This is a genomic window from Methylocapsa aurea (assembly GCF_000746085.1).
GTDB lineage: Bacteria > Pseudomonadota > Alphaproteobacteria > Rhizobiales > Beijerinckiaceae > Methylocapsa > Methylocapsa aurea.
Window position 1 is genome coordinate 10,835 of sequence record NZ_KN050806.1, and the last position, 23,027, is coordinate 33,861.

The following is a 23,027-nucleotide window of genomic DNA, read 5'->3' on the forward strand; positions in this document are numbered from 1 at the left end:
GCACCAGCGCCTCAATGCGACGCTCAGCGAAACCCTTGGCGCCCTCACCGCCCATTCGGAGCAGATGAGCACGCGCTTGGAGGAGACCGCGCAGCATTCGGTCACCACTTTCACCGGCGGGACCGAGGCGCTGCATCAGCGCCTGGAGTCAACGCTCAGCGAAACCCTTGGCGCTCTCACCGCCCATTCGGACCAAATCAGCGCCCGCCTGCAAGAAACCGCGCGGCATTCCGTCACCGCTTTCACCGGCGGGACCGAAGCCCTGCATCAGCGCCTCAATGCGACGCTCAGCGAAACCCTTGGCGCCCTCACCGCCCATTCGGAACAAATCAGCGTCCGCCTGGAAGAGACCGCGCAGCATTCCGTCACCGCTTTCACCGGTGGGGCCGAATCCCTGCACGAACGCCTGGAATCAACGCTCAGCGAAACCCTTGGCGCCCTCACCGCCCATTCGGAACAAATCAGCGTCCGCCTGGAAGAGACCGCGCAGCATTCCGTCACCGCTTTCACCGGTGGGGCCGAATCCCTGCACGAACGCCTGGAATCAACGCTCAGCGAAACCCTTGGCGCCCTCACCGCTCATTCGGAGCAGATGAGCGCGAGCCTGGAAGAGACCGCTCAGTATTCTGTCGCCGCTTTCGCCGGCCAGACCGAATCCTTGCACGAGCGCCTGGAATCAACGCTCAGCGAAACCCTTGGCGCCCTCACCGCTCATTCGGAGCAGATGAGCGCGAGCCTGGAAGAGACCGCGCAGCATTCGGTCGCGGCGCTCTCGGGCCATACCGAAGCGCTTCAAACGCGGCTGGCTTCAACGGTCCGCGAGACCCTCGGCGTCCTTACCGACCATTCGGAGCACATGAGCGCGCGCCTTGAAGCCACAGCGCATTCCGTCGGCGTATTTACCGAACGCACCGAAGCCTTGCATGAGCGCCTGAATACGACGGTCAGCGAAACCCTTGGCGCGTTGAGCGACCATTCGGACCAGATCAACCAACGTCTTGCGGCGACCGCGGCGCAATCCGCCGCCGCGCTCTCCGGAGAGACCGAATCCCTTCAATCGCGGCTGACCGCGACGCTCGGCGACATTCTCGGGACTCTCACCTCCCATTCGGAGCAGGTGAGCGCGCGTCTGCAGGAGACCGCACAGCATTCGGTCGCCGCTCTCGCCGGCCAGACCGAATCCTTGCACGCGCGCCTCAACGCGACGCTTGGCGCACTCACCGCCCATTCGGAACAGATCGGCGCGCGCCTGGAAGAGACCGCGCAGCACTCCGTCACCGCTTTCACCGGCGGGACCGAAGCCCTGCATCAGCGCCTGAATTCGACGCTCAGCGAGACCCTTGGCGCGCTCACCGCCCATTCGCAGGAGATGAGCGCGCGCTTGGAGGAGACCGCCCAGCATTCGGCCACCGCTTTCACAGGCCAGACCGAATCGCTGCATGCGCGCCTGAACGCGACGCTTGGCGAAACGCTTGGCGCGCTCACCGCCCATTCCGAGCAGATGAGCGCGCGCTTGGAGGAAACCGCCCAGCATTCCGTCACTGCCTTCACCGACGGGACCGAGGCCCTGCACGCGCGCCTGGAGTCAACGCTTGGCGAGACCCTTGGCGCCCTCACCGCTCATTCGGACCGCATGAGCGAGCGCCTGGAAGCCACCGCGCAACATTCGGTCGCGGCGCTCTCCGGCCATACCGAAGCGCTGCAATCCCGCCTCGCCTCAACGCTCGGCGAAACCCTCGGCGTGCTGTCTGGCTACTCCGAACAGTTGAGCGATCGCCTGGATGCGACCGGCCGGGAGTCCGCCACCGCTTTCGCCAGCCACGCCGAAGCCTTGCATGAACGCCTCGCCTCGGCGCTTGGCGAAACGTTCGGCGCCATTTCAAGCCATACAAATGAGATGAGCGAACAGCTCGCGGCGAAAGCGCAGGACGCGATCACGGCCTTTGCCGGCCATATCGGGGCGCTTCAGGAGAGCTTTGACGCCACCTCGCAACAGGCAATCGCATCGATCGGCTATCACGCAAACGACCTCAACGACCGCTTCGCCGAGACCGCGAACGAGTCGATCAATGCGATCGCGACCCACAGCGACCGGATCAATGAAGTGCTCTCCGATCGTCTCGCGATGTTCGAAGACACGTTCATCGGCCACGGCGGCGCCTTCGCCAACAGCATCGGCGAGAACGCCGAGCGCTTCACCGCCACCCTCGCCGACCGTCTCGGCGCCATCGAGCACACGCTGACCGTGCATGGCGGCGACCTCAACGACAGGCTTGCGATGCGCGCGCTTGAAACAGCCGAGGCGTTGGAGACGCAGATCGACGCCTTCGAAACGCGGACATCCTCCAAGACGCGGCAGATTACCGAGACGCTGGAGACGCTCGCCAACCGCGTCGATCAGGACCTTGAGGCGCGCGCCAAGACGCTCAACGACACCCTCAGCGACCGCGCGCTCGACATAGCCAATGCGTTCGGCGACGGCGGCCGAAACGTGATCCACACCCTCGATGAGAAGGCGACGGAAATCGGCGCCGTGCTCACGACGCGCTCGAACGCGCTGGCCGAAACGCTCGCCGCGAAAGCCGACGAAATCAATGCGACGCTGGGCGGACACGCGACCGCGATCGCCGACACTCTCGACGGACGCATCACCCAATTCGAGGAGCGCGTCGTCGGCCGCCTCGACGCGGTCTCCGGCGAGCTCGATGCGCGGGGCCGCGCCGTCGCCGACAATATCGCGGCGCGGACAAGCGAGATCGACCAGACGCTTGGCCTTCACGCCGGCAATATCAATGCCGCGCTCGATCGCGAATCGGGTCATCTCGGCGAATTGCTTTCCGGCCGCGCCGAGGAGATCAAGGACACTGTTTCGCAGGCGACCGAGGATCTTGACACGACGCTCGCGCTGCGGGCCGAACAGATCGGCGAATCCCTCGCCGCGCGGGTCAATGAGATCAGCATCGCCCTGGCGACCCGGCTGGCCGAGCTTGAGGGCGCATTGAGCGGACCGGGGCAACAATTGCAGGCCGCCCTGACGGAGCGTTCGAGCGATCTGCACGAACTTTTCGACACGCGCGGCCAGCGGCTCGTCGAACTCCTTTCGGCGCGCGGCAACGAAATCACCCGCGAGATGACCAACATCGGCGAGATCGTCACCCAAACCATCGAAGGCCGCGGAGCGGCCATCGTTCAACACCTTGGGCGCAAGCAAAGCGAGCTCACCGCGGCGATCGACCAATCTTCGGACGGTTTGCGCTCCGCCATCGAATCCGGCGCCGCGGCCTCGATCGGCGCCCTCATCGACGCCAACGCAACGTTGCGGACCGAGATGACCGAGGTCGTCGATCGGCTCGTCACCAGCAGTTCGTCGCTGCAAAATGCGATTGCCGCCGCCGGCGCCGATTTCGCCGCCGTCGAGCATTCGCTGAATGACCGCATGGATGATTTCCGGGCGATGCTCGCCAATATCACCAACGAGGTCGATCAATTCAATCGGGCGGCCGGAAATACGCTCGGCGAAGCCGGCAGCCTCGCCGAGACGATCGCCGGCCACAGGGAAAGCCTGGCCGCCTCGGCCGGCGAACTTGCCCGTTCGCAAGGCGAACTCGACCGAATGCTCGACGCCCGCCGCACTTCGCTCGAGACATTGCTGCAAAGCATCAAAGAGCGCCGCGACGACTTCGAGAGCGTGATGGGCTCCTTCGCCGCGCTTGTCGAGAACGCGTTCGAGAATGCCGAAACGCGCGCCCGCGACATCGGCGCCTTCCTGGCCGAGACCTCGCAATCGGCCGGCGGAACGATCGACCGGCAATTCGCCGACATCCGCGCCAATATCGGGCAGGAGCGCGAGCGCATGGCGGCGACGCTGCGCGCGGCCAGCGAACAGGCCAATGCCGAACTTGACAGCATCTTCGGGCAATCCACGCAACGTTTCCAATCCGCCGCTGGGGAAATTCGCGACATGTCGCGCAAGATCCAGCAGGAGCTCGAAGCCACGCGCGAAGCCTTGCGCGCCAATACGGCCGACTTGCCGCAAGAAACGGCGCAGCAGGCCGCCTCGATGCGCCGGGTCGTCGCCGATCAGATCAAGGCGCTTGAGGAATTGAGCGAAATCGTCACCCGCTCCGGCCGCGCCTTCGACGTCTCGACCCCACCCCATGCCGGCGCCGCGCAAGCTCCCGCACGGCGCGTGGAGCCGCCGCGCCCGCCTGAAGCCGCGCGCGCTCCCGCGGCTCAGCCCGAGCCGCGACGCCAGCCAGCCCCGGCCCCGGCGCGTCCGGCCCAGGGTCAGCCCTCCGAACGCGGCGGCTGGCTCTCCGATCTTCTCGCCCGCGCTTCAAGCGAGGAGCCAGCCGAAGCGCCGGGGATCGCGGCGAAAATCCCACAGCCCACGCAGCCCCTCGAAACGCTGTCCCTCGATGTCGCCCGGATGATCGACCATAATGCCGCCGCCGACGCCTGGGACCGCTATCGCCGTGGCGAGGCTAACGCTTTTTCGAAGCGGATCTATATCGGCAGGGGGCCGCAGACCTTCGAGGAAGTCCGCCGCCGCTACCGGCTCGACCCGGAGTTCCACAATACCGTCGATCGCTATGTCCAGGAGTTCGAACGGCTGTTGGGCGAACTTGGCCGCGACAATCACGACGAAGCCGTGACGCGGACCTATCTCACGTCGGAAACCGGCAAGGTCTACACGATGCTCGCCCATGCCGCGGGGCGGCTCGGCTGAGCAAACCCGATCGACGCGGCTTGGCCGCGCGGCCCCGGTTTTGTTGGTATAGTCGCCAGCCGGCCTGTAAGCCGGGTTCTGTATGGCGCGCGGGGGGTCCCCGCACGCGTGATGGCCATTCCTCTGGGACGGCCGTTGCCGGCCGTCTCAAGCAACCAACCCGGGCGACGATCCGGAGACGGACCTAAGGCCAATAGGCCTTGCGTCACCCCTATTCGGTTTTGCTCCCGGTGGGGCTTGCCGTGCCGCCCATGTCGCCATGCGCGCGGTGCGCTCTTACCGCACCGTTTCACCCTTGCCTTAAGGCGCGAGCCTGAAGGTGGTTTGTTTTCTGTGGCGCTTTCCCTGGGGTCGCCCCCGCCGGACGTTATCCGGCACCGTGTCTCCATGGAGCCCGGACTTTCCTCCGCGCTGATGCGGCGGCCATCCGGCCGGCTGGCGCTTGCCACATAGGCGCGCGGCGCCTGATCGTCAATCCAACTCTTTCACAATCAGACGCCTCATTCTAAAGCGCTTCCCGATCACGTAGAATGACGTGATCGGGAAGGAGTCATTCAAATTCAAAGAGTTGGAGCATGTCCTCATGAGACATCGGATATATCCGATGTCTCAATATCGAAAGAATCGAGCAACTTTTTCGGGACATGCTCTAATGTGTGGCGCAAATGCCGCGTCATCATGAAATCCACAACCGAAGCGCGCATTCGGGCTTGACCGCGCCCATCGCCTAGGATGACTAGGCCGACGGGGTGGAGCGATCAGCAACGCTATAGGACTTGGCATGAAGAAGATTTTCCCTCTGGCGGCGCTGGCCGCTGCGTCTTTCACCCTCGCGGGATGTGGCTATACGCCTGAACAGCGCGCCGGCAGCGGCGCGGCGATTGGCGGCGCGACCGGCGCTGCGCTTGGCGCCGCCACCGGGGGCGGCGTCGGCGCGGCGGTCGCCGGCGGGGTGCTTGGCGCCGCGACCGGCGCTATCGTCGGCGCAAATACCCGTCCGGTTCCTCCGCCGCCTCCGCCCGGCTATTATCCCCCGCCGCCGCCCCGTTGCGCGCAGGTCGGCTATGACGCCTATGGCAATCCCGTCTGCACGGCTTATTACGGCTATTGATCACGTCGATTGAAACCAGACAGTTCTTTTCCCGCGTTGCTCCACCCCTCGCCGAACCACGGCGAGCGCAAGGGCCGGACGCCAGACGCTATCATCCTACATTATACCGGGCTGCCAACCGGAGAGGCCGCCTTGCGGCAGCTCTGCGATCCGATCGCCCAGGTTTCATCGCATTATCTCGTGTTCGAGGATGGACAACTCCTGCAGCTCGTGCCGGAAGCGCGGCGGGCCTGGCATGCGGGCCGCAGCTATTGGGCCGGCGAGCGAGACATGAACGATGTCTCGATCGGGATCGAGATCGCCAATCCAGGCCACCGGGGAGGCTCGCCCGAATATCCATCGGCGCAGATCGCGACCGTCATCGCGCTCTGCCAGGACATTATCGCCCGCTGGCGCATCGCTCCCCAGCGCGTGCTCGCCCATTCGGATATTTCGCCCGACCGCAAGATTGATCCGGGCGAATATTTTCCCTGGGAGAAATTGGCCAAGAGCGGAGTCGGCCATTATGTGGCACCCTGCCCGCTTGAAGACGGACCGCGGCTGGAGCGCGGCGCGCAAGGGATCCCTGTCGAATCGCTGCAATCCATGCTCGCCATCTATGGCTATGGCCTGAACATCACCGGCCTCTATGGAACCAAGACGGAAACCATCGTCGGCGCTTTCCAGCGCCATTTCCGGCCGGAGCGCGTCGATGGGATCGCGGATCAGTCGACGATCGAGACCCTTCGAAAAGTGATCGCGGCGCGGCCGAAGAGCTAAGGTCTGGCTTCATTCCCAAGGCGGCGACGCCAGGCCGAGGGTGGCGTCCCCACGATCTTCTTGAAAGCGCGGCTGAAGGCCGCCTCGGATCCGTAGCCGGTTTCAGCCGCGACGGCGGCAATATTGGCGCCGCCGCTCAGAAGGCCTGAAGCGATCTGCATCCGCCATTTGGCGAGATAGTGCATCGGCGGCATGCCAACGAGATCGGCGAAACGCTCCGCCAGCACGGAGCGCGAAAGCCCCACATCCTTGGCCAGATCCTCAATCGTCCAGTTACGCGCCGGCCCTGAATGCATCAGCGACAACGCCTTGCCGACGAATGGATCGCGCAGACCGGCCAGCCATCCCGCCTGTTCTGGCGGCAGGGCCTCGAGATGCCGACGAATCACCTCGATGAACATCAACTCGCTCAGCCTGGCCAACACGCTTTCGCCGCCAGCGCGCTTGTCCGCCGATTCGATCATCGCGAGACGGATCAACTGGCCAAGCCAGCCCGCATCGCCGCCCCGCGGGTCTCCCGCCTTGATGACCGGCGGCAGGTTGTCGAGAAGCGGATTGAACGGCTGGGCGTCGCAGGCAAGGAAGCCGCAGACAAGCTTGGCCGAGGTTGGCCCGTCGCCGCCATAGCTGATGAAGAACGGCAATTGGCTGCCGGCGGCGGCGTCGAGCGCGCCCGGGGCCACGGGATCGACGCGCATGCCGGGACTGCTCGACATGACATGCGGATCGCCTTTGGTGAAGACGATGACTTCGCCGGCTTCGAGTGCGATCGGCCCCCCGCCGACGATATTGGCGAAGCAGCGACCTTCGGTGATCACATGATACGCGATCAGATGCTCGGCGCCCGGCAGGATTTTTGGCAGGATGATCTCCCGCGGCGGCGACTCGGCGACCCACGGCGCCTTGGCCACGACGTCAAAGAACGTCGCGCCAGTCAGCCGCACCGTTCGCAATACATCCGATAGCGCGTCCGCTGCCATTAGGGCTCCGTCGGACGCCCGAGCAAGTGAACGGGACGCCCTATCAAGCGACGTTAAGAATTCCCGACGCCGCGTCAAGCATTGCGGACGCCGGGTCATTCGCACGCGCTGCGACAAATCCTAGAATACGACCCATTCAAATAGGAGGAAAATCATGGATCTCTATGTCATTCGCCGCCCCGGCGCCTGGGCAAACGCGCAGGAACTCGAAGTCGCCGGCGCCAAGTCGTCCAAGATCGGCAATGAGGAGATGCCCGACCGCGTTCGCTGGATCCGCAGCTATGTGGTCAAGGAGCCCGACGGTCGGATTGGGACATTCTGCGTCTACCAGGCGCAGGATCCCGAATCGATCCGCGAACATGCCCGGCGGGTCGGCATGCCCGGCGACCAGATTTTCCCGGTCGTCGACACCGTCGTCATCCGCGACGACCCGGCCGAGGCCGAGGCAAGCGCCTCCGCCTGAGATCGCGCCCGCCGAACGCTCGACGGGGGCGGCTTGCGCCGAGATCCTCGGCCGGCGGGCGACAGCGCATCAAAGTTTACGACAATTGAGCGTCCGTTCCTGAAGAAAATGCGGTTGCCATCCTCAAAGAAGGAATAAGATAATGAACGTTCAAGCGACCACCCCCGCCACCATTGATCTCGCTGCGATCAAGAGCCGCCAGCAGGCGGCCTGGGCTTCCGGCGACTACGCCATAATAGGCACGTCGTTGCAGATCGTCGGCGAAATGCTCTGCGAGGCCGTCGATCTCCGCAGCAACCAGCGCGTCCTCGATGTCGCCGCCGGCAACGGCAATGCGACGCTCGCCGCGGCCCGCCGCTTTGCCGACGTCGTGTCGACGGACTATGTCGGCGCGCTTCTCGAGCGCGGGCGCGAACGCGCCAAAGCCGACCGCCTGCCGGTCACGTTTCAGGAAGCCGATGCGGAAGCTCTTCCCTTCGCAGATGCAAGCTTCGATGTCGTCCTTTCAACCTTTGGCGTCATGTTCACGCCAAATCAGCAACAAGCCGCAAGCGAACTTATGCGCGTCTGCCGCCCGGGCGGTAAGATCGGAATGGCCAACTGGACGCCGGGGAGCTTCATCGGCCAATTGTTCAAAACCATCGGCAAATATGTTCCCCCTGCGCCCGGCGTGAAGTCGCCGGCGCTTTGGGGCAGCATGGCGCATCTTGAAACGCTGTTCGGCTCGAGCGCGACCGTCGCGGCAAAGAGCAGGAACTTTGTCTTCCGCTATAAGTCGCCTGAGCATTGGGTCGAGACGTTCCGCAGCTACTACGGCCCGATCGTGAAGGCCTTCGCGGCGATCGATCCGGAGGCGCGCGAGGCGCTTGAGGCCGATCTCTATGCGCTCCTCGACAAATTCAACGTCGCCGAGGACGGCGCGCTGGTCGTCCCCAGCGAATATCTCGAAGCGGTCATCACCAAAAAGAGCTGATCCCAGGCATAGAGGCGCGGCGGACGCGCCGCGTTCGCCCTCTTGAATGTGACCCAAATAGAAAAGGATTGCGTCCGCGGCGCTTGCATGATCGACAGTCCCCTTTGGGCAAGCCGCAGGTTGATGATCGGCGGGTTATCCTTAGGAGATCCTTGCTCGCTCACTCCGCCGCCGCGGCCTCCTCCAGCGCCGCCGGATCGTAATTCAGCACCGGCGCGAGCCAGCGCTCGACCTCGTTGACGCTCATCCCCTTGCGGCGAGCGTAATCCTCGACCTGATCGCGTTCGATCTTCGCGACGCCAAAATAATGCGCGTCGGGATGGGCGAGATAGAGGCCCGACACCGAAGCGCCAGGCCACATCGCATAGCTCTCGGTCAGCGCGACGCCGATCCGCCGCTCCGCCTCGAGCAGACTGAACAGGGTCGCCTTTTCAGTGTGATCGGGCTGCGCCGGATAGCCGGGCGCCGGGCGAATGCCGCGATAATCCTCGGCGAGGCGCTCCTCATTGGTCAAGGTTTCATCGGCCGCATAGGCCCAGAATTCGCGCCGCACCCGCTCATGCATCCGCTCGGCGAAAGCTTCCGCGATGCGATCGGCTAGGGCTTTCACCATGATCGAGCCGTAATCATCGTTCGCCTTGGCGAAACGGTCGGCGATCTTGCCTTCCTGCGCGCCGGAGGTGACGACGAAACCGCCGATATAATCCGCCTTGCCGCTCTCGGCCGGGGCGAGAAAATCGGCGAGCGCCACATTGGGCCGCCCATCGCGCCGCAGCAATTGCTGCCGCAAGCTGTGGAAGACGGCCAGCTTTTCGGCGCGCGATTCGCCCGTATAGAGCGCGATATCGTCGCCTATCGCATTGGCCGGCCAGAAGCCGATGACCGCTTTGGGATCGAACCAATGTTCCTCGACGACGCGTTTCAGCATCGCCTGCGCATCCTCGAAAAGCTGCATCGCCGCTTGGCCCTGGTTGGGATCGTCCAAAATCGCCGGATAGCGGCCGCGCATTTCCCAGGTCTGAAAGAACGGCGTCCAATCGATATAGGGAACAAGTTCGGCGACATCGTAAGTGCGAAACACCCGCGTGCCGGTGAAAATCGGGCGCGGCGGCGCGTAGTTCGCCCAGTCGGGCTTTAATGCATTGGCGCGCGCCTTCACCAACGGCAGGCGTTGCTTGTCGGCCTCCGAGCGGCGATGCGCCTCCGCCACCTTGCCATATTCGGCCCGAACCCCCTCGATGGCCGACGCGCGGGACTGCGGCGAGAGAAGCGATTGGACGACGCCGACGGCGCGGCTGGCGTCGGTGACGTAGACTGCCTGGCCCTTTATGTAGTTGGGGTGAATCTTGACCGCGGTATGGACCCGGCTCGTCGTCGCTCCTCCGATCAGCAACGGCAGGTCAAAGCCTTCACGCTCCATCTCGGCGGCGACGAAACACATTTCATCCAGAGAGGGCGTGATGAGGCCGGACAGCCCGATGGCGTCGACCTTTTCGGCGCGCGCCGTAGCGAGGATTTTCGCCGCCGGAACCATGACGCCGAGATCGATGATTTCATAATTGTTGCAGGCGAGCACGACGCCGACGATGTTTTTGCCGATGTCATGGACATCGCCCTTGACCGTCGCCATCAAGATCTTGCCGGCGCTGGAGCGCTCGCCGCCGCCAGTGAGGCGCTTTTCCTCATCCATGAAAGGCAGGAGATAAGCGACGGCCTGTTTCATCACCCGCGCCGATTTGACGACCTGCGGCAGAAACATTTTTCCCGAGCCAAACAGATCGCCGACGACATTCATGCCGGCCATCAAGGGGCCTTCGATGACGTCGAGCGTCCGCGTGGACAGCGCCCGCGCTTCCTCCACATCCACATCGATGAATTCGGTAATGCCGTTGACGAGCGCATGTTCGAGCCGCTTGGCGACCGGCTCCTCGCGCCAGGCGAGATTTTTTTCCTGCCTTTCGACGCCCTGCCCTTTGTAATTCTCCGCCAGCGTCAGCAATCGTTCGGTGGAGTCGGCGCGGCGGTTGAGGACGACGTCTTCGCAAGCCTCGCGCAGCTCTGGGTCGATCTCAGCATAGACCGAAAGCTGGCCGGCGTTGACGATGCCCATATCCATGCCGGCGCCGATGGCGTGATACAGAAACACCGAATGCATGGCCTGGCGCACCGGCTCGTTGCCGCGAAACGAGAAGGAGAGATTCGAGACGCCGCCGGAAATATGGACGAGCGGAAACCGTTTGCGAATTTCGCGCGCAGCTTCGATGAAATCGACGCCGTAATTATTGTGCTCTTCGATGCCGGTCGCGACCGCGAAGACATTCGGATCGAAGATAATGTCCTCTGGCGGAAAGCCGACTTCCTCGGTCAGGATTTTATAGGCGCGGGAGGAAATCTCGACCTTGCGCTCCAGCGTGTCGGCCTGGCCCAGTTCATCGAACGCCATGACCACGACCGCGGCGCCATAGGCGCGCACGGTTCTGGCGTCATGAATGAATTTTTCGACGCCCTCCTTCATCGAAATCGAATTGACGATCCCCTTGCCCTGCACACACTTGAGCCCGGCTTCAATGACCGCGAATTTGGACGAATCGATCATCACCGGCACCCGCGCAATGTCGGGCTCGGCGGCGACGAGATTCAAGAACTCGACCATCGCCTTTTCCGAATCGAGAAGGCCTTCGTCCATATTGACGTCGATAACCTGCGCGCCCATCGCCACCTGATCGCGGGCGACATCGAGCGCCGCCGAAAAATCGCCTTCCTTGATCAGCTTGCGGAATTTGGCCGAGCCGGTGACATTGGTGCGCTCGCCGATGTTGACGAAGGGAATGTCATGGGTGAGCACGAATGGCTCGAGTCCCGACAGCCGCAGCAAAGGCTCGATGACGGGGATTGCGCGCGGCGCCACTCCCTTCACCCTTTTGGCGATCGCATGAATATGCGGCGGCGTCGTGCCGCAACAGCCGCCAATGACATTGACGAGACCGGCCTCGGCGAATTCGCCAACGAGCGAGGCCATATATTCGGGGCTCTCATCGTAGAGCCCAAATTCATTCGGCAAGCCGGCGTTCGGATAGGCGCAGACCAGCGTGTCGGCGATCCGTGAAATTTCGGCGAGATGGGCGCGCATCTCGCGCGCGCCAAGGGCGCAATTGAGCCCGATGGTCAAAGGATTGGCGTGGCGCAGCGAATGCCAGAACGCAGTCGGCGTCTGGCCCGACAAGGTGCGGCCTGAAAGGTCCGTAATGGTCCCCGAGATCATGATCGGCAAGGTTGCGCCAACCGACTTGAACACATCGTCGATGGCGGCGAGCGCCGCCTTGGCGTTCAACGTGTCGAAGATGGTCTCGACGATCAGAATATCGGCGCCGCCTTCGATCAGGGCGCGCGCGGCTTCCGCGTAGGTGGCGCGCAGATCGTCGAAACTCACGGCGCGAAAGCCGGGATTGTTGACGTCGGGAGAAATCGAAGCGGTGCGGCTCGTCGGCCCGAGCGCCCCGGCGACGAAGCGGCGCAGGCCATCCTTTTGCTCGGCCGCGTCAGCCGCCTCGCGGGCGAGCCGCGCCGCCGCGAAATTCAACTCGCCGACCAGCGCCTCCATGCCGTAGTCGGCCTGCGAGATCGCCGTCGAATTAAATGTATTGGTCCCGATAATGTCGGCGCCCGCCTCCAGATAAGCGAGATGAATCGCCTTGATCGCGTCCGGCTGGGTGAGGCTCAAGAGATCATTGTTGCCGCGCAGATCGCTCGGCCAGTCCTTGAAGCGCTCGCCGCGGAAGTCGGCCTCGCTGAACTTGTGCTGCTGGATCATCGTGCCCATCGCGCCATCGAGCACAAGAATGCGCTCGCGCGCGGCGGCCAGGAACGCCTTGCGGATATCGTCTCCGTTCAATGGGGCGGTCATTCAGGCGGCCTTTTGCTCGAGTTTCGGCCGAAGCCCCAAAAGATGGCAGATCGCATAGACGAGATCGGCGCGGTTCATCGTGTAGAAATGAAAATCCCTGACGCCATGATCGACGAGATCGAGGACCTGTTCGGCGGCGACCGTCGCGGCGACGAGGCGGCGCGTCTGCGGATCATCGTCGAGGCCCTCGAAACGATCGGCCAGCCATTGCGGAACGCTGGCCCCGGCCTGCTTGGCGAAACGCGCGGTTTGCTTGAAGCTTTGCACCGGCACGATGCCCGGAATGATCGGAATATCGATGCCGCGCGCGCGGACCTTGTCGAGAAAGCGGAGGTAGATGTCGTTTTCGAAAAAGAATTGCGTGATCGCCCGGCTCGCGCCCGCTTCGATCTTGCCTTGCAAGACATCGATGTCGTGCTCGACCGAGGCGCTTTCGGGATGGCTCTCCGGATAGGCGCTGACCGACACTTCGAAATCGGCGACCCGCCTGATCCCGGCGACGAGCGCGGCGGAATTTTCATAGCCGTCCGGATGCGGACGAAACTTCGAGCCAATGCCCTCTTGCGGGTCGCCGCGCAGCGCGACAATGTGGCGAACTCCGGCGTCCCAATAGCCCTGGACGATGGCGTCGATCTCCTCGCGCGCGGCGGCGACGCAGGTGAGATGCGCGGCCGGCTTGACCGAAGTCTCCCGCACGATGCGCGCGACCGTCGCATGGGTGCGCTCGCGGGTCGAGCCGCCGGCGCCGTAAGTGACCGAGACGAAGCTTGGCCCCAGCGGCGCAAGGCGATTGATCGACTCCCAAAGAGTCTCCTCCATGGCCTCCGTCTTCGGCGGAAAAAACTCGAAGGAGACGCGAATGTCATGACAGAGCGTGCGACTCGCGCGCGGAAAATCACAGGACAGGTTTTCGCTCATGCAACTTCTCGCGCGGTTAAGGGAAGAGGATCGGCGATCATGCGGCGGTCGCGGCCAAGCCACAGAGAAACCGTGAGCTTGCCGCCCTCGGCCGCGTCGGGCACAAGGTCGCGCCTTGCGACAAATTCCAATCCCGCCGCCGCGAAGAATCCCGCGACCTCCTCGGCGCCAAAGCCAAGCCGCCGATGCGCATGCGCCGCGCGCAGATTCTCCTCCGCATGCGGGGCGAAATCGACGATGATCAGACGCCCTCCCGGACGCAAGGCGCGCGTCGCCTCGCGAATTGCGCGCAAGGGATCGTCGAGATAATGCAGGACCTGGTGCATGATGACGAGATCGTAGAAGTCGGGCTCGACAGGCAAGGCGTAAATATCGCCCTGGCGCAATTGCACATTGCGCAATCCCGCCCGCTCCAGCCGCACGCGGGCGCCGCTCAACATTTGCGGCGACTGATCGACCCCAACCGCGCGGGTCGCGAGCGGCGCTAGAAGCTCGAGCATGCGGCCGGCGCCGGTTCCAAGATCGAGCAAAGTTTGCACCGGACGCGCGCCGATGGCCTCGACGATCGCCGCCTCGACCCGCTCCTCAGGGATATGCATGGCCCGCACCTCATCCCAGTTTGCCGCATGGGAGGCGAAATAGCGCGCAGCCTGCTCGGCGCGCGCTTGGCGCACCTCCGCGAGCCGCGCCCGGTCCGCGAGGAGATGGGCGTCGCCCGGCGCAAGCCGCGCGATGATGTCGCGGGCGAAGCCCGCCGCTGGCCCGCTTTGAGCGATGAGAAAGAAAACCCAGGCGCCTTCGCGATGGCGCTCGACAAGCCCCGCCTCGGCGAGAAGCTTCAGATGGCGGGAAACCCGCGGCTGCGACTGGCCGAGAATGGTGACGAGTTCGCTCACCGTCAGCTCCGCTTCCGCGAGAAGGGCGAGCAAACGCAAGCGCGTCGCTTCGCCGGCCGCGGTCAAGGCCGCGAGAATGGCGTCGAAAGGCGCGTGTCCGGACTGAGGCATGGCGCTCCTTCCTCAATGACCCAAGGAAACTTTATACATGCATATATATTTATATGTAAAGATTCGAATTGGACATCACCTTATTTTTCCGCCTTGGTTCGGCCGTCGCCGGAGGTTAGGGTAAGGACGCATCGCAACGCTCGACGCGAAAGGTCGCATCAATGAAAACTGCTCTGTCCTGGATTATCGCCGGCGCCTTCGCTTTTTCCCTCGGCCAAGCCGCAGTTGCGGAAGTTGTGGCACCGAAGCCCGCGGCGACCCTGGAGAAACCCAGCGCGCTGACCGACGCGGAGAAGAAAGCCAAGGCCAAGGAATGTTCGGATCTCGCCGACGCCAAGAAACTGCACGGCGAGGCGCGCAAGGCATTTCGCGCGAAATGCAAGAAAGGCTGAGCGTAGGGCATGACGCCAAGCAGGCTCAGACTTTTTGAATAAGATCATGCGTCAACGAGAGAATAGGTTGGATGCCAGCCTTACGATATCGCGGCTCCAAAAAGGGCGCCGTCGCGACGGCGCCTGAGGGCATCCTCCTTGCAATGTTTTGAGAGGCGCTCAGCGCATTCACGGCGATGCGTCGCCGATGCGACCCGGCCGCGCTTTACGCGCGGGGACCCTCCGTATAAGGAAGCGGCGCGCACATAAATTTCTCTGCGCTCCTCCTCGCGATCGGACCGGCTCGCCGCGACGCATCCTCACGGCGGGCGCTCATTTTGACGCCTGGCTCACAGATCGAACCCGCATGATTTTGCTTCGCTCGCTCCTCTTCATCCTCCTTTTTTACCTGCTCACGACGGTTCTCGCGATTTTAGGGCTGCCGGTCCTCTTGCTGAGTCGCCACGCCGTTCAAAATCTCGCGCGGTTCTGGGCGCGCTCATCGATCTGGCTTCTCGACAAAATCTGCCGGACCAAAGTCGAATTCCGCGGCCTCGAACATCTGCCGCAAGGCGGCTGCATCATCGCCGCGAAACATCAGTCCACGCTCGAAACCCTTGCTCTCACCACAATCACGAGCGACTTCAGCTACGTGCTCAAGCGCGAACTGCTGTCGATCCCGATATTCGGCTGGTATCTCAAAGGCGCCGAGCAAATCGCCCTCGACCGCGCCAAACGCGGCCAAGCCTTGGCCGATCTGACCAAGCAAGTCAGCGAAGCCGTTGCGAAAGGCCGGCAGATTTTCATTTTTCCGGAGGGCACGCGCAAGGCCGCAGGCGCTCCGCCCGACTATAAGTCAGGCGTCGCCCATCTCTATGTCTCGACCTCGGCCATCTGCGCGCCGGTTGCGCTGAACTCTGGATTGTTCTGGCCGCGCCGTGGCCTTTCGATCCAGCCCGGCGTCGCCGTGATCGCCTTCCTCGAGCCGATCCAGCCAGGGCTCGACAAGCAGGGCTTCATGAGCCTGCTGCAAGATCGGATCGAAGCCGCGACGGCCGACCTCATCGCCGAGTCGCTCGCCAACGATCCGTCCTTGAAGAACGCCTTGGCGGAACGGCTGGGCCCAGCCGTTCCCTAAAAGCACAAGGCAAATCGTGAGAACGCCCCCTGAACATGGTTGACAAAGCCTTCTAATGTTCTATGTTTGTTCTGATCTTTTGACCAGGGCATAGGGCTATGGGCATTGTCGTTCAATTGCAGATCGCCGGCGACCGCCACGCGCCCCATGCTCGGCCGACGTTTCCGGATGCCGAGCGGTTGACGCCTCCCCAAGACCGCTCCGCCGCCGCCAACGCGCCGCTCGATTGCCTCGCGGGCGGCGCGTTGGCCTCGCGCTTCCGCGCTTGGCGCGGCCTTTCGGGGCGGCGCTATGTCTGCTCGGTCTTTCCGGCATCCTGTGAGGGTCCGCTAGGCGGCTTGCCGGAATTCAACGCCGCTGTGGCGATCGCGGTCACGGCCGATGCCTGCGGCCGCCGCTCGCGCGTCTCGGTCTTCGAACTCTGTTGGCGCGATGGACGATTCGAGGGCGATCCCAAATGCATCAGAGACGCCTTGGAGGCCGGCGCTAGCGAATGGCATGTTCACCTGCTGGCGGCCAGTCCGCAAGCAAGGCGGGCGGCGATCGATGACCTAAGTGCATGATGACAACAAGAAGCTACAGAAATCGATTAGCCGAACCGCTTCGCCAGCCATTCCAAGGTCTCGTCGCGGATGCTGAGTTCAGCGAGATGATCATGCGTATTGCGCACATAGTCGGGATTGGTTCCCGAAAGCCCGACCCCTTGCGCCACAAGCCGCGCGAGTTCGTCCCGTTCGAGCCTCCCGGCATATTGGAAATGGGTGCGATCGGCGACGTAGCAAACCGCCTCGACGATGCGCCCATCGACGAGGCGGACGGGCAGCAACGCCTCCCGATAGACGAGGGTCACCTGTTCGCGCGCGCGGAGATAGGCAAGGGTCGCGTCGGAGGCCTTGGCGGCGACGCGAAAGGCGACGCCTTTGCAAGAGCCGCCTCGGTCGAGGCCGAGCACGAGACCCGGCTGCTCCTTCGTTCCCCGATGAACATGCGAATAGATGCAGAGGGAGCGATGATAGCCGCGCACGAAGGCCCCTTGCCGCTCGGCAAAGACAAAGCCCGGCCGCCACATGAGCGAGCCATAGCCGAACACCCAAAGTTCTTCACCCAACCTCATTGCGAATTTGCTCCTTGGCCGCACGCGCTATAAACGAAGAGGCGCCGCGAGAAAAGCCAAAGTCCGCGCATCCGCTGAGGGAGGAAAAACATGCCGTCCAAAGGCTCCGAGCCGAATTTTTTAACCAGGAATTTTCCGCTCCTCTTGATTGTTGGCGCCCTCGCCTTGGCGGTCGCGGGCTGGTCGATTTTCTGGTATGTCGCATCCCTCAAAGCGGAATCCGTTCTCACCGCCTGGATGGAGCGGGAGGCGAAAGTCGGGCGGAATTGGATCTGCCCTGACCGGCGCGGCGGCGGTTATCCTTTCGAAATCGAGATTTCCTGCGTCAATCCGCTTTTTCAAAGCGAAATCCTCGGCAAGAAGTTCACCGGAACCTTGCGCGGTTTCCACGCCGCGGCTCCCCTCCTCCGGCCCGAAACCATCATTGCGGAACTGGATCCGCCCTTTACCGCCAAGACCAGCGACGGGACGTTAGATGTCATCCTGCAATGGGGCCATCTTGGCCTCGAACTCGTCAATCGACCCGAACGGCTGGCGCGCGCCGCGCTGATCGGCGAGCAAGTCACGCTGCAAGGCAAGATCGGCGACATTTCGGCGATCACGGGAGGCGTCGGCAGCTTCAATGGCTTTGCCGTGTCGACGCCTGGCCGGAAGGACAATGCATATGATTTTCGGCTGGCCGTGAACGACGCTTTGTTTCCGGCGCTGGCCAGTGCGCTCGGCCTGCAGGCCCCCATGTCGATTTCTGTTGACGGCATGATTACTCAAGCCGATTTTTCCGGCTCCGGAAAGTTCGAGGACCGAATTGAACGTTGGCGCAAGACAAGCGGCCAAATCGAACTCAAGTCCGCACGGATGACGAGCGGAAGGTCCGAATTTGACGCGCAGGGCAATCTTGATCTCGATGACGAACATCGCATTCGAGGCTCCCTCGACGCCACGATCGCGGGCTTGGACACTGCCTTGGTCCGTCTTGGCGTCGATCCGGCTACCGCCGCCGCTGGCGCGCTCGTGACGAGTTTGATGGCGCATGCGTCCATGCCGCTGACCCTCGCCGACGGCTGGCTGTCGATCGGCCCGCTGCGCACGCCTGTTCGCCTTCCGCCGCTTTACTAGAGCATTTTCGAACGAAGTGGATGCCGGTTCGCGTTAAGAAAATGCGATAAAATAAAGACCTAGAGCTGCTTTCCAATTCCGCCGAAACTGAAAGCGCTGGAGCGCTTTCAGGTCCCGTGGGCGAAATCAAAGACTCTAGGGCATGATGCGAGTCAATCTGAAGGCGTCATGCTCTAAAGTTCTATTCTCTGGTCAGCGGCCTCCGATTGGCTGTCGCTGGATCGTTCCTGTCGGCGCGCCAGCCCGGGTGATTGAAATGGATGACGAAGTCGCCATTGTAGGAGATCACCGCATCGTCGAAAGTCAGTCTGCCGATGCGGCGCCAGTTCTTGAAAGTCCGCCGTACAAAACCGAGAATGTCGCGCGTCGCCCCTTCGTCCGTCACTTCGATGTGGAATGTGAGCTTGCGTTTTGGAATGGGATCGCCCTTGTCGAAAATCTGCGCCATGACTTCGTCGCGGAAGTCTAGGTTTTCGCCTTCGATCCTCGGTTGATCGGGTGCGACGAGGAGGCGCATGAACGCGGGCGCCCGCGTGGGTTCGCGCGGCGGCTTACCGAGTTCAGCGACCTGATACACCTGACGCACGGTGGATTGCTTATCGGCGAGGGTGAACACAATGCCCGAGACTAGCAAGATTGGCAGACCTTTGCCTTGACGCCACGGGGTCACATCGGGAGCATTGCGAAGCTCTGCGTCGTTGATATATTCGGTATGGTCGCCGCCGATGTCCTCCTGAGAAAAGATGCTCGCCGTGCGAAGTGGGGCGGCATGGTTGGGGTCCGTAGTGGGAAATAGCTTGCCAACGAGCGACAACGATCGCGTTTCGCCACGTTGGAGGAGCCGGCTCGAATAGCGTCCCACAACCAAGGCTTGACGGTCTTTGCCGAAATAGCCCGAGTACTCGGTTTCTTCTGTAATCTCCCATAAGCCCGTCAGACATACTCCATTTGGATGGACGAGGCGGCGGAATCCCTTTCCATCCGGACCCCAGCGCAAATCCGCGTGGGAGTCGACAGCGCGTTCCGAGGCCTGCCGAAACAGGTAGGGCTGGCCAAAAGGGAGAATGCCGCGCAACACACTCGATAGCGTGGTCTCATAGTTGGGTAGAGGCGGCTCGCCGTCGCGACCCCAAACGTCCTGGTACGGATTGGCGAAGATCGCGTCGCGCACCTCGGCGAATCGCGATCCGGCATAACGGCGATCCTCCTCGCCGACTGACTCAATTCCGAAATTGCTTGGCTCCATCAAACAGCCCTCCCTGGATGGCCGGACGATCAGGCCTTCGAACGGCGCGCCGAGCACAGCGCTAAACTGGCTTGCGGATCAAGCGCGGCCATCAGAATAGATCGCTGCGGCGCTTTGGGAAATAGGGCGCGCCGCGTTAACCGACGAAGCTCCCGCCATCGGCCGACGAGCCGCGCGCAGCGCCTCCGTCGCGACGCGCCAGGCGGCTCACCCCTCCGGCAACGCGACTTTCGGGAGAAAGCCGCGTCCCTCCGCGACGATGAAATCCCACATGGTATGGGCGGGCGGCGAAGGCTCCCGGTCGCCGTGGCGAACCGCGAACCAATGCCGGATAATCGGCAGGCCGACAATGTCGAGCAAGACGAGACGGCCTTCCGCCGCCTCGGCCTCGATTGTATGCGCCGAGATCAGCGTAAGGCCGAGTCCGGCCATGACCGCTTGCTTGATCGTCTCATTTGAGCCGATTTCGACATGGACTCGCGGCGGCAGCACCACGACGCCATCGAAGAAATAATCGAACACGCTGCGCGTGCCGGACCCCTCCTCGCGCACGATGAAGCTTTCATTACAGAGATCGGTCTTAGCGAGGCCTGTGCGATTGGCGAGACTATGATCTGGCGGCGCGATGACCACCTGCGGATGCGGGCCAAAAACCTCGCTGGCGACCGGAAAGTCGAGCGGCGGCCTGCCCATCAGCGCGATGTCGATCGCATAGTCGCGCAGCCAGGCGACGATCTCGGCGCGATTGCCGACCAGAATCGAAATTTCAATGCGCGGATTTTGCCGCGCGAACGCCGCTATCAGGCGGGGCGCGAAATATTTGGCCGTGGAGACGACCCCGATCGTGATCCGCCCGGCGTGCATTCCCCGGTGCGCCGACAGCGTATTCTTGAGCTCGACCAAGGCCAGATCGATCCGCGTCGCGACGCTGACGACTTCTTGTCCAGCGTCGGTCAAGCGAAGCCGCCCTCCGGCGCGATCCAATAACGGAACGCCGGCGTCTTCCTCGAGCAGCTTGATCCGCGACGTCAGCGCCGCAGCGGTAACCTTAAGCTTGACAGCAGCCGCGGCAATGGTCCCGGACTGAGCCACGGTCCGAATGGTCTCCAGATGTTTCAATGTTAAACGCCGCATAGGATCAGCTTAAATATTTCTGAATCCAATCTCAATTTTATTCACTTTTATTTCTTCCGGCTTTGGGCCACATTGCGCGCACTTGCAATAAGCATAAAGGGCCGACATGCCGAGACTCGCAGGCACTCTGGTTTTGGAAGCCTATCTGGATCAATGCGTCGCCGCGGACGCGCGCTTGGGCTCCGCCGCTAAGATCCTTCGCGAAATCGCCGCGACCTCGATCGAAGTCGCCGATCTCATTGCGCTTGGACTCCTGTTCGGCCGCCTCGGCGCGAGCCGTGACAGCACCAACACCGATGGCGACGTCCAAAAGGAGCTGGACGTCCTGACCAACGACATGTTCATCGAGGCTTTCAAGCGGGCGCCGGTGGCGGCTGTTGTGTCGGAAGAACTGAGCGATCCCTTGGGTCTTGATCCAACGGCGCCGCTTGTCGTCGCGATGGATCCGCTCGACGGCTCCTCGAACATCGACGCGAATGTCTCGATCGGGACAATCTTTTCCGTCCTTCCCGCGCTGCCGAACGCCTCCGACCTTTATGCGCATTTCCTGCAGCCAGGCCGGGCGCAGATCGCGGCCGGATTCGTGATTTACGGGCCGCAGACCTCGCTCGTCTTCGTCCTCGGCGATGGCGCGACCCAGATCTTCACCTTGGACCGGCGCCACGGCTGCTTTTTCCAAGCCGCGTCCGATTTCAAAATCGCCAGCGATTCGACCGAATATGCGATCAACGCCTCGAATTACCGCCATTGGGATTCGCCGATCCGCACCTATGTCGACGATTGCGTGCAGGGCGCCGAAGGGCCCTTAAAACGCAACTATAACATGCGCTGGGTCGCGTCCTTGGTCGCCGAGGCCTATCGCATTCTGCTGCGCGGCGGCGTCTTTCTTTATCCCGCCGATCAACGGGCGGGCTATGCCGACGGGCGGCTGCGCCTGCTTTACGAGGCGAACCCGGTCGCCTTGCTGGTGGAGCGGGCCGGAGGCCTTGCGACCGACAGCGTGCGGCCGGTGCTCGATATCGCTCCGTCCGTCATTCACGAGCGCGCGCCGCTCGTCTTCGGCTCGTCAAACCTCGTCGAACTCGTCGCCCGCTATCATAACGATCCGCAATTTTCGGCCGAACGCGCGCCATTGTTCGGCAAGCGCGGTCTGATGCGCAATTGACGACGGGGTCCTCATGTCAGCCCGATATCCAATTATTTCGGTGACCGGTTCCTCCGGCGCCGGAACGACCTCGGTCAAGCGCACCTTTGAGCAAATTTTCCGCCGAGAGAAGGTCGAGGCCGCCTATGTCGAGGGCGACGCTTTTCATCGCTACGACCGCGCCGAAATGCGCAAGGTGATGGAAACGGAGGAGGCGACCGGCAATCGCCATTTCAGCCATTTCGGACCGAGCGCTAATTTACTCGAAGAGCTTGAGACCGTGTTTCGCACCTATGGCGAAACCGGCAATGCGACGACCCGGCATTATGTCCATGATGAGCAGGAAGCCGAGCTCTATGGATCGGAGCCGGGGACCTTCACGCAATGGGCGCCCTTGCCGGAGAAAACCGATCTTCTCTTCTATGAAGGACTGCATGGCGCGCTTGTCACCGATAAGGTGAACATCGCCCGATACGCCGATCTCAAGATCGGCGTCGTCCCGGTCATCAATCTCGAATGGATACAAAAAATTCATCGCGACCGGTCGACGCGCGGCTATACGACGGAGGCGGTGACGGACACGATTTTGCGGCGGATGCCCGATTACATCCATTACATCTGTCCGCAATTCACCGAGACCGACATTAATTTTCAGCGCGTACCAACGGTCGACACCTCGAACCCGATCACCGCGCGCTGGATTCCGACGGCGGACGAATCGATGGTGATCATCCGTTTCAGCAAACCGCGCGGCATCGACTTTCCCTATCTGCATTCGATGATCCGCGACAGCTTCATGTCGCGCGCGAATTCGATCGTCATTCCGGGCAATAAGCTCGATCTCGCCATGCAGCTCATCTTGACCCCCTTCATCCTCCAGCTCGTTGAGCGGCGGCGGCGGACAAGCTGACGGAGCAACG

At 62.7% G+C, this 23,027-nt stretch carries 18 protein-coding genes and 1 other RNA gene; 11 read left to right on the forward strand and 8 right to left on the reverse strand.

Annotated elements, in window-relative coordinates; translation table 11 throughout:
- Nucleotides 1-4,729, forward strand: a 4,729-nt coding sequence (locus DL86_RS18330) for an apolipoprotein A-IV repeat region-like domain-containing protein (RefSeq protein ID WP_036264669.1), incomplete at its 5' end; no start/stop codon positions are given.
- 51 nt (nt 4,730-4,780) lie between these two features.
- On the opposite strand, the gene rnpB is transcribed toward DL86_RS18330, so the two are convergent.
- Nucleotides 4,781-5,168, reverse strand: an RNA gene (rnpB, locus tag DL86_RS18995) — RNase P RNA component class A.
- 342 nt (nt 5,169-5,510) lie between these two features.
- Between rnpB and DL86_RS18335 the strand changes: the two genes are divergently transcribed.
- Nucleotides 5,511-5,840: an LptM family lipoprotein gene (locus DL86_RS18335; RefSeq protein WP_036264671.1), complete on the forward strand. Its 330-nt coding sequence runs from the start codon at nt 5,511-5,513 to the stop codon at nt 5,838-5,840.
- Between the two features lie 9 nt (nt 5,841-5,849).
- Nucleotides 5,850-6,599: an N-acetylmuramoyl-L-alanine amidase gene (locus DL86_RS18340; protein ID WP_036264672.1), complete on the forward strand. Its 750-nt coding sequence runs from the start codon at nt 5,850-5,852 to the stop codon at nt 6,597-6,599.
- Here DL86_RS18340 and DL86_RS18345 read toward each other — a convergent pair.
- A complete protein-coding gene (locus DL86_RS18345) occupies nt 6,596-7,579 on the reverse strand; it encodes an AraC family transcriptional regulator (protein ID WP_036264674.1) in 984 nt (327 codons plus the stop codon). The genes DL86_RS18340 and DL86_RS18345 overlap by 4 nt on opposite strands.
- Before the next feature lie 154 nt (nt 7,580-7,733).
- On the opposite strand from DL86_RS18345, the gene DL86_RS18350 reads away from it, so the two are divergent.
- A complete protein-coding gene (locus DL86_RS18350; RefSeq protein ID WP_036264676.1) occupies nt 7,734-8,042 on the forward strand; it encodes a DUF4242 domain-containing protein in 309 nt (102 codons plus the stop codon).
- Nucleotides 8,043-8,184: 142 nt separating this feature from the next.
- Nucleotides 8,185-9,015, forward strand: coding sequence for a class I SAM-dependent methyltransferase (locus DL86_RS18355; RefSeq protein WP_036264678.1), 831 nt, complete (start codon nt 8,185-8,187; stop codon nt 9,013-9,015).
- Between the two features lie 160 nt (nt 9,016-9,175).
- Here the strand turns inward: DL86_RS18355 and metH are convergent, their stop codons facing one another.
- Genes metH through DL86_RS18370 form a run of 3 tightly spaced genes read right to left on the reverse strand, consistent with a single transcriptional unit; the run spans nt 9,176 to nt 14,844 of the window.
- Nucleotides 9,176-12,919 carry a methionine synthase gene (gene metH / locus DL86_RS18360; protein ID WP_036264680.1) on the reverse strand — a complete coding sequence of 1,248 codons (3,744 nt, stop codon included), beginning with the start codon at nt 12,917-12,919 and terminating at the stop codon, nt 9,176-9,178.
- Entirely contained in the window at nt 12,920-13,837 is a 918-nt protein-coding gene (gene metF, locus DL86_RS18365; RefSeq protein WP_036264682.1) for a methylenetetrahydrofolate reductase [NAD(P)H], read from the reverse strand.
- Nucleotides 13,834-14,844: a metalloregulator ArsR/SmtB family transcription factor gene (locus DL86_RS18370; RefSeq protein WP_051953746.1), complete on the reverse strand. Its 1,011-nt coding sequence runs from the start codon at nt 14,842-14,844 to the stop codon at nt 13,834-13,836. Before DL86_RS18370 ends, metF begins: the two co-directional genes overlap by 4 nt.
- A gap of 161 nt (nt 14,845-15,005) precedes the next feature.
- On the opposite strand from DL86_RS18370, the gene DL86_RS18375 reads away from it, so the two are divergent.
- The 3 genes from DL86_RS18375 to DL86_RS18385 all read left to right on the forward strand — a co-directional run bounded on the left by DL86_RS18375 (nt 15,006) and on the right by DL86_RS18385 (nt 16,916).
- Nucleotides 15,006-15,236, forward strand: a complete 231-nt coding sequence (locus DL86_RS18375; RefSeq protein ID WP_036264684.1) for a hypothetical protein — start codon at nt 15,006-15,008, stop codon at nt 15,234-15,236.
- Between the two features lie 346 nt (nt 15,237-15,582).
- On the forward strand, nt 15,583-16,353 hold the full coding sequence (locus tag DL86_RS18380; RefSeq protein WP_036264686.1) for a lysophospholipid acyltransferase family protein: 771 nt from the start codon (nt 15,583-15,585) through the stop codon (nt 16,351-16,353).
- A 98-nt stretch (nt 16,354-16,451) separates the two neighbouring features.
- Complete coding sequence (locus tag DL86_RS18385; RefSeq protein WP_036264688.1) at nt 16,452-16,916, forward strand: hypothetical protein; 465 nt, start codon at nt 16,452-16,454, stop codon at nt 16,914-16,916.
- Nucleotides 16,917-16,942: 26 nt separating this feature from the next.
- On the opposite strand, the gene DL86_RS18390 is transcribed toward DL86_RS18385, so the two are convergent.
- Nucleotides 16,943-17,467, reverse strand: a complete 525-nt coding sequence (locus DL86_RS18390) for a gamma-glutamylcyclotransferase (protein ID WP_036264689.1) — start codon at nt 17,465-17,467, stop codon at nt 16,943-16,945.
- Nucleotides 17,468-17,557: 90 nt separating this feature from the next.
- Here DL86_RS18390 and DL86_RS18395 point away from each other — a divergent pair, with 90 nt between their 5' ends.
- Nucleotides 17,558-18,583 carry a DUF2125 domain-containing protein gene (locus tag DL86_RS18395; RefSeq protein WP_036264691.1) on the forward strand — a complete coding sequence of 342 codons (1,026 nt, stop codon included), beginning with the start codon at nt 17,558-17,560 and terminating at the stop codon, nt 18,581-18,583.
- Between the two features lie 181 nt (nt 18,584-18,764).
- Here DL86_RS18395 and DL86_RS18400 read toward each other — a convergent pair whose 3' ends face one another.
- On the reverse strand, nt 18,765-19,829 hold the full coding sequence (locus DL86_RS18400) for a hypothetical protein (RefSeq protein ID WP_036264717.1): 1,065 nt from the start codon (nt 19,827-19,829) through the stop codon (nt 18,765-18,767).
- A 207-nt stretch (nt 19,830-20,036) separates the two neighbouring features.
- Nucleotides 20,037-20,963: a LysR family transcriptional regulator gene (locus DL86_RS18405; protein WP_036264692.1), complete on the reverse strand. Its 927-nt coding sequence runs from the start codon at nt 20,961-20,963 to the stop codon at nt 20,037-20,039.
- 106 nt (nt 20,964-21,069) lie between these two features.
- Here DL86_RS18405 and DL86_RS18410 point away from each other — a divergent pair, with 106 nt between their 5' ends.
- A complete protein-coding gene (locus DL86_RS18410; RefSeq protein ID WP_036264693.1) occupies nt 21,070-22,128 on the forward strand; it encodes a class 1 fructose-bisphosphatase in 1,059 nt (352 codons plus the stop codon).
- A gap of 13 nt (nt 22,129-22,141) precedes the next feature.
- Nucleotides 22,142-23,017, forward strand: a complete 876-nt coding sequence (locus DL86_RS18415; RefSeq protein WP_036264694.1) for a phosphoribulokinase — start codon at nt 22,142-22,144, stop codon at nt 23,015-23,017.
- Nucleotides 23,018-23,027: the final 10 nt, after the last annotated feature.